Source organism: Butyrivibrio sp. DSM 10294 (genome assembly GCF_028539135.1).
In the GTDB taxonomy this organism is placed as follows: domain Bacteria; phylum Bacillota; class Clostridia; order Lachnospirales; family Lachnospiraceae; genus Butyrivibrio.
The window spans coordinates 334,487-346,878 of sequence record NZ_JANSWL010000087.1 but is presented as its reverse complement, the minus strand read 5'-3'; the positions used below and the strand labels follow the sequence as shown (position 1 = coordinate 346,878).

At 43.6% G+C, this 12,392-nt stretch carries 10 protein-coding genes; 8 read left to right on the top strand and 2 right to left on the bottom strand.

Features of this window, described 5'->3' with window-relative positions; translation table 11 throughout:
* Positions 1-17 precede the first annotated feature (17 nt).
* Complete coding sequence (locus NXH67_RS15380; RefSeq protein WP_272797954.1) at positions 18-1,049, top strand: CPBP family intramembrane glutamic endopeptidase; 1,032 nt, start codon at positions 18-20, stop codon at positions 1,047-1,049.
* A 77-nt stretch (positions 1,050-1,126) separates the two neighbouring features.
* On the opposite strand, the gene NXH67_RS15375 is transcribed toward NXH67_RS15380, so the two are convergent.
* Positions 1,127-1,414, bottom strand: coding sequence for a YerC/YecD family TrpR-related protein (locus tag NXH67_RS15375; protein ID WP_022777610.1), 288 nt, complete (start codon positions 1,412-1,414; stop codon positions 1,127-1,129).
* Between the two features lie 271 nt (positions 1,415-1,685).
* On the opposite strand from NXH67_RS15375, the gene NXH67_RS15370 reads away from it, so the two are divergent.
* Together NXH67_RS15370 and NXH67_RS15365 are read left to right on the top strand one after the other, a co-directional pair.
* Positions 1,686-1,886 (top strand): cold-shock protein, encoded by a 201-nt coding sequence (locus NXH67_RS15370; RefSeq protein ID WP_013281837.1) that lies wholly within the window; start codon positions 1,686-1,688, stop codon positions 1,884-1,886.
* A 259-nt stretch (positions 1,887-2,145) separates the two neighbouring features.
* A complete protein-coding gene (locus tag NXH67_RS15365) occupies positions 2,146-3,240 on the top strand; it encodes a ribose-phosphate pyrophosphokinase (protein ID WP_272797953.1) in 1,095 nt (364 codons plus the stop codon).
* A gap of 200 nt (positions 3,241-3,440) precedes the next feature.
* Here the strand turns inward: NXH67_RS15365 and NXH67_RS15360 are convergent, their stop codons facing one another.
* Positions 3,441-5,885 carry a GH36-type glycosyl hydrolase domain-containing protein gene (locus NXH67_RS15360; protein WP_272797952.1) on the bottom strand — a complete coding sequence of 815 codons (2,445 nt, stop codon included), beginning with the start codon at positions 5,883-5,885 and terminating at the stop codon, positions 3,441-3,443.
* 412 nt (positions 5,886-6,297) lie between these two features.
* Between NXH67_RS15360 and NXH67_RS15355 the strand changes: the two genes are divergently transcribed.
* From NXH67_RS15355 to NXH67_RS15335, 5 genes are all read left to right on the top strand, one after another.
* The gene (locus tag NXH67_RS15355; protein ID WP_272798052.1) at positions 6,298-7,311 is read left to right on the top strand and encodes a LacI family DNA-binding transcriptional regulator; all 1,014 of its coding nucleotides are present in this window, start codon (positions 6,298-6,300) and stop codon (positions 7,309-7,311) included.
* 117 nt (positions 7,312-7,428) lie between these two features.
* Positions 7,429-8,877 carry an ABC transporter substrate-binding protein gene (locus NXH67_RS15350; protein ID WP_022779152.1) on the top strand — a complete coding sequence of 483 codons (1,449 nt, stop codon included), beginning with the start codon at positions 7,429-7,431 and terminating at the stop codon, positions 8,875-8,877.
* A gap of 138 nt (positions 8,878-9,015) precedes the next feature.
* A complete protein-coding gene (locus NXH67_RS15345; protein WP_022779153.1) occupies positions 9,016-9,933 on the top strand; it encodes a carbohydrate ABC transporter permease in 918 nt (305 codons plus the stop codon).
* Between the two features lie 13 nt (positions 9,934-9,946).
* Complete coding sequence (locus tag NXH67_RS15340) at positions 9,947-10,810, top strand: carbohydrate ABC transporter permease (protein ID WP_022779154.1); 864 nt, start codon at positions 9,947-9,949, stop codon at positions 10,808-10,810.
* A 202-nt stretch (positions 10,811-11,012) separates the two neighbouring features.
* Positions 11,013-12,344 carry an LppM family (lipo)protein gene (locus NXH67_RS15335; RefSeq protein ID WP_272797951.1) on the top strand — a complete coding sequence of 444 codons (1,332 nt, stop codon included), beginning with the start codon at positions 11,013-11,015 and terminating at the stop codon, positions 12,342-12,344.
* Positions 12,345-12,392 lie beyond the last annotated feature (48 nt).

Below are 12,392 nucleotides of genomic sequence, written 5' to 3'. Positions count from 1 at the left end.
AGTATTTTGGAGGAAAAATGAAAGAATTAAATGCAAAAAAGACCTACTCACGTTTTGGTCTTACTTATTCTATCGGACAGCTTGTCTACACGGTCCTGGTAGTGATCTTATCTTTGGTATTAAAGAAAGTTAATCCGGAGATTTTCTCATCCATGGCAGCTAACATTCTGATCACTTATGCGGTGCTGGTTCTCATTACTTATCCGGGAATGTACCTTGCCATCAGAAATCTTGAGAAAACCGAGATTCCCAAAAAGAGTATGGGAATCGGTATGCTTATTGCATGTTTTCCCATCGCTTATACTCTCGGAGCTTTATCCAATTTAGTTGGCACAATTATCAATATCCGTATCGGAGCTGCTACGGGTAAAGGCGCAGTTAACCCTATACTGGATGTTATGACCGGAGTTCCTCCCGTTGTTATGTTTTTGGTTGCTGTAGTTCTTGCGCCTATTTGCGAAGAGCTTACATTCAGAAAATTCCTTGTGGACAGAACTGTAAGATTTGGCGAGAAAACAGCCGTGCTTATGTCCGGCCTTGTATTTGGTCTTTACCACGGTAACTTTTCGCAGTTTGTATACGCTTTTGTACTGGGAGCATTCTTTGCTTACGTATACCTTCGTACCGGCAAGATTATCTATACAATTCTTATGCATATGTTTGTCAATGGCATTTCAACTGTTCTGGCTCAGGTAGTCACGCAGGGATTGGACATCGAAGAGATGACAGGATATATCTACGGCGGTGATATGGAAGCATATATGAATTATTGCACTGAACATGCCGCTGCAATTGCCGCAGTTGGACTGATCGGACTCTTTATTATTCTTTTCCTTATCGCCGGAGTTGTGCTTATTGCAGTCAATGCAAAGAAGGTTAAGTTCGCCGCTGTTCCCGGAGAGCTGGAGAAGGGCAATATTTTTAAGAACGTTATCATCAATGTGGGAATGATCGTATTCATTCTGTACTGTCTGGCAAATATTGTAACAGCGCAGCTGGGACTGGAAAGAAGTTTAGTAAGGTTTATAACATCGCTTATTAGCGGCTGAGACTGATAAAATGGGAATAAAAAAGGCTTGCGAAGTATTAAGCTTCGCAAGCCTTTCGTTATGAATCATTATCCGGATTACTCCTGCATTCTCTCGAATACAAGCTCATAGCCGTCGTCACCATAGTTGAGTGAGCGGTTAACACGGCTGATGGTTGCTGTTGATGCTCCGGTCTTCTCAGCAATCTCAAGATAGGTCTTGTGGTCTCTGAGCATTGAAGCGACCTCAAATCTCTGAGAAAGTGATAAAAGTTCATTTACAGTACACAGATCCTCAAAAAAGCTGTAGCACTCCTCCTTGTTCTGCAGACAAAGAATGGCGTCGAATAAGTGATCAACTGAATCTGTTCTGATTTTTTTGTTCATTATGAAACCTCCGATATAATTATGAAACGCATAAGTGGTGCATATATGGTCAATAATCCGTTTATAACACTTTCATGCTTAAATATTTTATCACGCTAAAACTCTAAAGTAAAGGGGTGAGGGATAATTTAAAAAACAGGACACAAAGTTTTCACATTTTTTTCTCATATTGGCATAAATCGCTTTACTTTGGTACATAACTGTGATAATCTTAATATGTTGTCATAGACAACAGAACGATTATTTTTTTATTTTTAGTGGAGGTATTACGATGAACAAAGGTACTGTTAAGTGGTTCAACAACCAGAAGGGTTATGGCTTCATCTCAGACGAGGCTGGAAATGATGTATTCGTACATTATTCAGGACTCAACATGGAAGGCTTCAAGTCTCTCGAAGAGGGCGCTTCTGTAGAGTATGATGTAATCCAGGGCGAAAAGGGACCTCAGGCCGTAAACGTAAACAAGCTTTAATTCTAAGGGAATTGAGCGCATTAATCAGACTACAAAGTGCCTTATTCTAATATATAGATATATTTTGAATTCGCAAGATTGTAACAATGATTAATCAACGATGCCATCTGACTTCGGTCAGATGGCATTTTTGACGTGTGCGTAAATCTCCCTAACCGTGGTTTCTAAAATTTTAATTTGATATTGTGGGAGGGGGTTTGTAGAATTAAGGTGTAATAATTGACTTAATAGCGTGAATGAGGGCTATGGAGGTGTTTCCATGAGCGATAGACAATTAGGCATTATTGCATTGGAATCCTATGCTGATAGGGCAAAGAGGATCAATCAGATATTGTGCGGGTGGAGGAAAGAGGAGAATTTCCTTATTGAGGCGCAGTGTCCTAGGTTTGCCAGCGGTGAAGCTAAGGGTGTAATCGGACAGTCGGTGAGGGATAAGGATATCTATATTTTGGTGGATGTATGTAACAATTCGCTGAAGTACAAGATGGATGGTGAACTTAACAGGATGTCCCCGGATGATCATTACCAGGATCTGAAGAGGGTTATAGCGGCATGCAACGGTAAGGCTGAGAGGATTACTGTGGTTATGCCGTTTTTGTATGAGAGCAGGCAACACAGGAAGACGGGGAGAGAGTCTCTGGACTGTGCGGTAATGCTCAAAGAGCTGGAGTTTCTGGGTGTGGATAATATAGTAACCTTCGACGCTCACGACCCGCGAATGCAGAATGTTCTTCCTCTTAACGGAATCGAGAATATCTCGCCTGCCCTTCAGTTTACTCAGGCATTCCTGACAGAATATGAGGATATTCAAATAGATTCAGATCATCTTATGTTCATTGCTCCCGATGAAGGGGCGACGGAAAGAGTGGTATTTTTTGCTTCGATATTTGGCGTAAATCTAGGTATGTTTTATAAACGAAGAGATTATGCAAATATAGTAGACGGCACCAATCCCATCATCGCACATGATTTCTGCGGCGGAAGTCTTGAGGGAATGGATGCTGTAATTGTAGACGACATGATAGCTTCAGGTGGAAGCATCATAGATGTATGCAAGCAGATAAAGGAGCGAGGAGCAAGACGCATCTTTGTTTTTTCTACCTTTGGTCTTTTCTCCGGCGGATTTGCCAAGCTTGATAGGGCTTATGAAGAAGGCCTTTTTGACCGCATTTTCACCACCAATTTGGTATATCAGAAGCCTGAGCTGCTTGAGAAAGAATATTATTGCAGTGTCAGCATGAATCACTACATTGCGGCCATAATTGACACATTGAACAAAAGTAAATCAATGCAAAATCTTACCAAGCCTGCTGATCGTATGAAGGAAACTATTAATGCATATATGAGGAAATAAGCTGGTGAGGGATGTTTTTTATACCAATGGGGACTCATTAGTATTTCTGCGAGAAGATGATTCTCATGAAGAAAGAACTGAGGAAGCGGAGCTTGTATATGGCTCTGCTTCTTTTTGGATGAGCAAAAAAGAGCATGTCACCTAATTGAATAGCAGGAGACATGCTCTTAATTATTTGTATTGAACTGTTAATCTATAGATCAACCCATGATAGCTTCTACAGTGTATTCCTTAACAGAAGCATCGTAAGGAATTACATTGCCGCTAACTTCCTTGCCGTTAACAACGAGCTTGGAAATGCCCTTCTGAGCGCCGTTAGTCTTAACAGAGATCTTGTAGGTTGCACCACGATACTTACGTGTGAGCTCGAAGTCACCGAAGCCCTCAGGTACGCAAGGATTGATGGACAGGCCGTTGTGTGTAGGATATACACCCAGGATGTACTGGGAGATATTTACAAAGGTCCATGCAGCTGTACCTGTAAGCCAGCTGTTCTTGCCCTGTCCGTGGAACTTGGCGTCACGGCCGGCAACCATCTGTGAGTATACATAAGGCTCTGTGCAGTGGATATCACTGATCTCCTCTACATAAGCAGGGCAGGTCTTCTTGTAGATCTCGAAAGCTCTGTCGCCGTGTCCGAGAACGGTCTCAGCGATGGATACCCAAGGATTGTTGTGGCAGAAGATACCTGCGTTCTCCTTGTATCCCGGTGGATATGAGCTTACTTCACCAAGTTCAAGGTGATACTTGGTATAAGCGGGCTGAAGGATCATTACACCATACTTGGTATCAAGTCTCTCTTCAACACTCTTAAGAGCCTTCTCTGCAAGACCTTCCTTAACACCGATTCCGGCAAGTACACAGAAGCCCTGGGGCTCGATGTAGATCTGGCCTTCCTCGCACTCTTTTGAACCAACCTTGTGAGAATATGCATCGTATGCACGAACGAACCACTCGCCGTCCCAGCCTGCTGTGATGGCAGCGTCGTATACTTTCTGAACTTCTTCGCGGGCTCTCTTAGCCTCTGCGTCGTCTCCGAGGAGTTCAGCCAGCTGAGCGTACTCTTCGCCGTACTTAACAAACATGCCTGCGATAAATACTGACTCTGCAACAGGTCCCTCAGAAGGTCCGAAGGTCTGGAAGGACTCACCGGGATGCTCTGAGAAGCAGTTGAGGTTCAGACAGTCATTCCAGTCAGCACGTCCGATAAGAGGAAGACCGTGAGGTCCCTTGTGAGTAGCTGTGAAGTTGAAGGAGCACTTAAGGTGTTCCATAAGTGTCTTGGCAACACTCATATCATTATCGAAAGGAACGATCTCCTTAAGGATGGAAAGATCGCCTGTCTCTCTGATGTATGCGCTGGTTCCTGCGATGAGCCATAACGGATCGTCGTTGAAGCCTGAGCCGATGTCTGAGTTACCCTTCTTGGTAAGAGGCTGATACTGGTGATAAGCGCTACCATCCTGGAACTGTGTGGAAGCGATATCGATGATACGCTCTCTTGCTCTGTCTGGAATAAGATGTACGAATCCGAGAAGATCCTGGCAGGAATCTCTAAAGCCCATTCCACGGCCGATTCCGGACTCATAGTAGGAAGCAGAACGTGACATGTTGAATGTAACCATGCACTGATACTGGTTCCAGATATTAACCATACGATCAACCTTCTCATTGGAGGATGAAACGTGGTAGATGCTAAGAAGCTCTTTCCAATAGTCCTTGAGCTCTGTGAAGGCTTTCTCTACATCAGCATCTGTTTTGTATCTGTCAAGCATAGCAAAAGCAGGCTTCTTGTTGATGACGCTGGGAGCTTCCCACTTGTCATCCTCAGGATTCTCAACGTAACCCAGAACGAAGATGAAGGTCTTGGACTCGCCGGGATTGAGCTCTACGTTGATCTGGTGTGAAGCGATTGGTGACCAGCCGCTTGCAACTGAATCTGTAGCCTTGCCTGCAGCAACAACATCCGGGCTGTCTGGTCCGTTGTATGCGCCCAGGAATGCATCTCTGCTGGTATCGAAACCGTCCACCTTGGAGTTAACGGCATAAACTGCGTAGTGATTACGACGCTCTCTGTACTCGGTCTTGTGGAAGAGAACAGATCCGTTCTCTGAGATCTCAACCTCACCGGTGCTCAGGTTTCTCTGGAAGTTCTTCATATCGTCGTCTGCGTTCCAGAGACACCATTCTACATATGAGAAAAGAGAAAGGTCAGCTTTTGTTTCTTTATTATTAGTAAGAGTGATCTGTGAAACTTCACAGTTATCATTCATAGGAACGAAAGTAAGGACGCTTGCCTCTACCTTGTTCTTGGATGATGTGAATCTGCTGTAGCCAAGTCCGTGACGGCACTCATAGGAATCAAGAGTAGTCTTGACAGGCTGCCAGCCGGGATTCCAGATCACGTCATCTGTATTATCCTTAATATAGAAGTACTTACCGTTGTTATCGTAAGGAACATTGTTGTAACGATAACGTGTAAGTCTTAAGAGCTTGGCATCCTTATAAAAAGTATATCCGCCGCAGGTGTTGGATATCAGGGTAAAGAACTCCTTGTTGCCGAGGTAGTTGATCCAAGGAAGAGGAGTCTTCGGAGTGGTGATAACATACTCAAGGGCATTGTCATCAAAAAAGCCGTATTTCATTGTATAACCTCCCGTTCTCACTTAAACGTTTAAGATAATTTTCTAGGCACATTATATATGAGAATTGTACTAATTGCAACAAAAATTTTGACTACTCATTTTTGGCTCAACCATAGGAAAAATAAGGCAAAATTTGAAAGCGGTTTCAAATGAAAAACGAATAAACGAATACTACTTAACGAAACACAAATCAGCGAAAATGTGCGAAAACGTTTACTAAAAATATGAACAAAATATATACGGTAAGTTAATTATGTATGAAAAACAGATAACAAAATTGTTAAAATGCCACAAAAATATAAAACATGCACAAAAGAAATTAAAAACCTATTGATTTTGATGTCAATGTGTTGTATATTTAAATCACGAAAACGATTAAGTACGAAATTTAAAGGTTGCTATGAACAGGAGAATGGTTTCATTAAAAGATATCTCCAAGGCTTGCGGCGTATCGGTGGCAACGGTGTCCAAGGCACTGAACGACCATAGCGATATCGGTAAGGACACCAAGGAGAGAATAAGGGAGGTTGCCGAACAGCTTGGGTACAGACCCAACGCAGCCGCACAGGCGCTCAAGACCAACAGGAGTAACAACATCGGAGTCCTGTTTGTGGATGAAGCCAACAGCGGACTTACCCATGATTATTTCAATCATGTGTTGGACAGCTTCAAGAGAACTGCTGAGGAGAACGGCTTTGACATTACCTTTATTAATGGAGGTAAGGCCAGGATCAACAATATGTCATATCTCTCACATGCTATTTACAGAGGGTTTGACGGCGTGATGATCGCTTGTGTTGATTTTACCGATCCCGAGGTGGACGAGCTGGTCAGGAGCAATATCCCGGTAGTTACAATTGACCATTTCTTCTATAACAGAATAGCGGTTGTTTCGGACAACGTTTCCGGAATGAATGAGCTTGTCAGATATGTATATGAACAGGGACATCGCAAGATTGGTTATGTTCACGGTATGGAATCTTCCGTAACCCAGAACAGACTGAGTTCCTTTTACAAGACTTTACAGGATCTGGACGTTGAGATCCCTGATGAATACGTGATAGCTTCACCCTACAGAGATACGGATGCAGCCTTTGCAGCCACCAACAAGCTTCTCAATCTCAAGGATCCGCCGACAGTCATCTTTTATCCCGATGATGTGGCTTCCTTTGGAGGCATCAATGCTATCAGGCAGAGAGGACTTAGCATACCGGATGATGTTTCGGTGGTGGGATACGACGGAATTGAGCTGGTGGGCAGAATCAGTCCCAGGCTCACAACCTGCGTTCAGGATACCGAGAAGATCGGCAGGATGGCAGCCATCAAGCTTATAGATCTCATCAACAACCCCAAGGGAACTCTTATAGAGCAGGTGGTTGTAAGCGGCAAGCTTGAACCCGGTCAGACCGTCAAGAAGATCAATTGAATATTGACAACTTAATATAGAAGAAACTTTTTTAAACTTGATTTAAGACGGCATGAGCTGTTTTAAATAAATAACTTACTAATACCATATAAAAAGGGAGATGGAGGTAATTTGGTTATGAAGAAAAAGTTACTTGGTATGATCCTTTCCGCAACAATGGTAGCAGGAATGCTTACCGCTTGCGGCGAGACAGCAGCAACACCTGCAGCAGAGACACCTGCAGCAGAGACACCTGCAGCAGAGACACCCGCAGCAGAGACACCTGCAGCAGAGACACCTGCAGCAGAGACACCTGCAACTGAGGAAGCAGCAGCTCCTGCAGCTGATGAGGGTAAGGTTCTCAACATTTCAGCTTGGAACGAAGAGTTCAAGTCACGTCTGACAGATCACTATCCTGGATACGAGGTAGTTGATGGAACAACCGGTAAGATCGGTGACGTTACAGTTAATTGGCTTATTACTCCTAACGAGGAGAACGCTTATCAGAACAGACTTGATGAGCTCCTTCTTGCACAGGAATCAGCAGCAGCTGATGAGAAGGTTGACCTTTTCCTTGTAGAGGCTGACTACGCTGTTAAGTACACAGATACAGATTACACAATGCCTCTTGCAGATCTTGGCATCACAGCTGATGACCTCAAGGATCAGTATGCATATACTCAGGCAGTTGTAACAGATTCTAACGGAGTTCTTAAGGGATCTTCATGGCAGGGCTGCCCTGGTGTTATGATCTACAACAGAGCAATCGCTAAGGAAGTATTCGGAACTGACGAGCCTACTGAGATTCAGGCTAAGTTCTCTGATTGGGATAAGTTCTTTGAGTCAGCCGGTGAGCTTGACAAGGCTGGTTACGATGTTATCTCTTCAACAGCTGATACATTCCGTGTATACCAGAACAATGCTAAGCTTCCTTGGGTAGACGGAAACAAGATCCAGGTTGATGACAACCTCATTAAGTGGGTTGAGGATTCCAAGAAGCTTGCTGATGCCGGCTACTGCAACACATGGGGACAGTGGGGCGAAGATTGGAACAAGGGATTCTATCCTGAAGGAAAGGTATTCGCTTACTTTGGACCTGCATGGCTTATCGACTTCTGTATGGCAGCTGATGTAGAAGGTTCTGTTGCTCACGATGGCGGCTGGGCTGCTACAGAGGGACCTCAGGGCTTCTATTGGGGCGGTACATGGGTTTGCGCAGCAGCAGGCACAGACAACCCGACTCTTGTAGCTGACATCATCAGAAAGATGACATGCGATCCTGCAGTTATGAAGGACATCGTTCTTAAGGACAATGATTTCGTAAACAACAGACCTGTTATGGAAGAGCTTGCAAACGATACATCATACTCAAGTGCAGTTCTTGGTGGACAGAACGCTCTTAAGATGTTCTGCGCAGGCGCTGACAACATTGATATGGCTAACCTTACAGCTTATGACCAGGGTCTTCTTGGTGACTTCCAGACAGCTATGGGCGACTACATCAATGGCAACTATGCAACAATTGATGAGGCTATGGAGCAGTTCTACACACTCGCACTTCAGAGATATCCTGAGCTTACAAGATAATTTTGTATAGTATCACTACTCAGTGAACAAATTGCCTGCCGGTAATACTGCCGGCAGGCAATTCTTTAAAAAACGCTTGAAATTCTTAAAAATAAAAGAGTAAAGAGTGAAGAGTAAATATTCGCGGAGGTAGAGAGTATGGACAAGAAAAAGTCCACTTCTAACGTGGTTAAGTTTAACAGATGGGGATACATCTTTCTTATACCATTCTTTGTTACATATATCATTTTCAGCTTGATTCCGTTATGTTCAACAATCTATAACAGTTTCTTCGAAAATTATCGTTCCGGACTTAAGCAGATCGGACCTAATCCTGTTGGAATTCAGAACTATGTTAATCTGCTTTCATCACCGGAAATTTGGAAATACTTAGGAAATACGCTTATCATGTGGGTTGGTGGTTTTATCCCCCAGATCGTGATAGCGCTTTTGCTTGCTTACTGGTTCTCAGATCCTTCTCTTAGACTTAAGGGTCAGAGGTTCTTCAAGACAGTTATCTACATGCCTAACCTTATCATGGCATCAGCTTTTTCAATGTTATTCTTTGCACTGTTCTCAGACAGTGGCCCGGTTAACCAGATTCTTCTTAGCATCCATGTACTTAAGGAACCCTTCAAGTTCTTCCAGTACGTTGTAGCTTCAAGAATTCTTGTTATGCTTATGAACTTCCTTATGTGGTTTGGTAATACCACCATCCTTCTTATGGCAGGTATGCTTGGTATTGACTCATCACTTTATGAGGCAGCGCAGGTGGACGGCGCAACTTCTTCACAGGTATTCTTCAAAATTACAATGCCTATTCTTCGTCCCATCTTCGTATATGTGCTGATCACATCACTTATCGGTGGTCTGCAGATGTTCGATGTTCCTCAGATCCTGACAAACGGTCGTGGTAATCCGACAGATTCCCTGACCACAGTTATCATGTTGCTGAACCGTTACCTTACAAGTAAGGACGTTGGCCGTGGTGGTGCATTGTCAGTATTCATGTTTGTAGTAACTGGTATTCTGAGTCTTCTCGTATTCAGAATGAACAGTTCCAAAGAAAAGAATTGAGGAGGACAGTGGGATGAATAATGATACTAAAATGAAATCTCATGGCGTGCCAATTGGAGTCAGAAGAATCATTGCATATGTGGTTCTGGTTTTCTTCTCATTCCTTTGCCTTATTTGGTTTTATATTTTGCTTATTAACTCAACAAGATCACATTCAGAGATGACACTTGGATTTACAGTTTTACCAAGTACCCATCTGTTGGATAACTGGCACAGCCTTATTACCGGAACGATTCCTATCGCAAAAGGCTTCCTGAACAGTATTACTGTTTCAGTTTGTACAGCAGTTTTGTGTACTTATTTCTCAGCTATGACAGCCTATGCAATCTTTACTTACAGATTCAAGGGCAGACAGGCAATCGCGACCTTCATCCTGGCAATCATGATGATTCCCGGACAGGTTACAGCACTTGGTTTCCTGCAGTTGATCAACAAGATCGGACTTGATGATTCCATCATTCCTCTGATCATACCTGCAATTGCTTCTCCCGTTACTTACTTCTATCTGAAGCAGTACATGGAGAGTAACCTGCCTCTTTCTCTTGTTGAGGCTGCCAGAATCGACGGATCAGGCGAGTTCCGTACTTTTAACACAATTATTTTGCCGCTTATTAAGCCCGCTATCAGCGTACAGATGATCTTCAGTTTTGTAGGAAGCTGGAATAACTACTTCACACCTGCTCTGATCCTTCATACAGATGCTAAGAAGACACTTCCTGTTATGATCGCTCAGCTGCGTGGTGCTGACTGGCTTAGATTTGATATGGGACAGATTTATATCATGATAGCAGCATCTATTTTCCCTGTTATCGTTGTATATCTTATTCTTTCCAAGTATATAGTAGGTGGAGTATCAGCCGGAGCAGTTAAGGGTTGATTATTCTATAAACCTCCTATTTTACTCTTTCCTTTTATAAGCGCTTTTAGAAGAACCATGACGTTCCCCGACGCCATGGTTTTTCGCTGTTTAGACACCGTTTTTTCACTTTTTTGGGTATAGTAAATCACTGTAATTTGTGTTATTGTTTTGGAGGTTGGGAAAAAGGATCACCAAGATCCCGGAGTTTTTAGGAGGAAGTATGAGACGAATCAAATGTATTCTAGTGATGATTATGGCGATCATCTGTCTTGTGGGATGTGGAAAATACGAAGCCGCCATGCAGGTTAACGAAGATGGAACAGGATCAATTGCAGTCCTGTATGCTATTAACCCTGACAAGATGCGGGAAAATGGTATGGATCCCAGTAAGTACAATATGGATTCAATTACAGAAGAGCTTGAGGACAGAGGTTTTACAGTAGAAGATTATAATGAGGACGGCTGTGAAGGTTTTGTTGTAAGTGCAGCCAATGTTGACCTCAATCAGGCGTTTAACAATATGTGTGTTGAAGGCTCGGGAATGGAACTGGTAGGATTTAATCCGGGCAATTTCCAGTTCAATCGTAGCGGCAATGAGTGTACCATCGACTGGTATTTCTATAATACTGATTCCACCAGTACAGAGAAAATTGAAGTAATGCGACAGAGCATCGAAGGTGCCGGCGGAACAGCGAGGGTTACAATGTATTTCCCTTCTGAACCGATAGAACATGATGCACCAATGACATCTGACGGTGGAACAGTTCTTCAGTGGAATATTCTTGATCTTGGTTCCGATCAGTCATTACATGTAAGATATAGAACAGACGGATCTTCATCTGCGGCACCCCAAGGACAGGGCGGTGGTCAGGGTGGCAGCCAGGGCGGTGGCCAGGGCGGCACAGGATCATCCGGTTCACAGGGTAACCAGGGAGGTGGTACTATTATCAGTTTAGGTTTAATTCTTCAGATTTTGGGCGCTGCAGCAGTAGCGGGAACAGGCTTTTATCTCTACTTCACTTATAGAAAGAGAGAGAAGATTGCCGAGATGTATGAAGATTACAACGGAGGAATTGTCAATCCTCTTAATATGAATAAAATGGGCATTCAGCCCCAGCAGTTTTCCAATGGCCCTCAGATGCCTGGAATGGGACAGAAGCAAACAGGCTTTGGCGGACCCGCTGGTATGAACGGAATGAATAATACAATGAATAACGGTATGCCGGGAATGAATGGACAGATGGGTGGAATGAATGCTTCATCACCTATGGGAATGAATGCCGGAATGGGTAATAATGCAGGAATGCAGAATAGTCAGTGGAGTCCCAGAATGAATCAGCAGACTTCCATGGGCGGTATGAACCAGCAGAATCCAATGAATGGCATGAACCAGATGAATGGTATGAATCAGAATCAGTCCACAGGAGCTGCGTGGACACCTCAGGGTGCTCAGCCTATGCAGCAGATGCCCGGTATGCAGGCTCAGGCTACTGATTTTGCACAGAGTGCTCCTTCAGTTACCTCAACTCCCGATTGGGGTGTTAACAATTAAATAATAGCCTATAAGGACATAAAAAAGGCCGTTGCAGATATGATAACT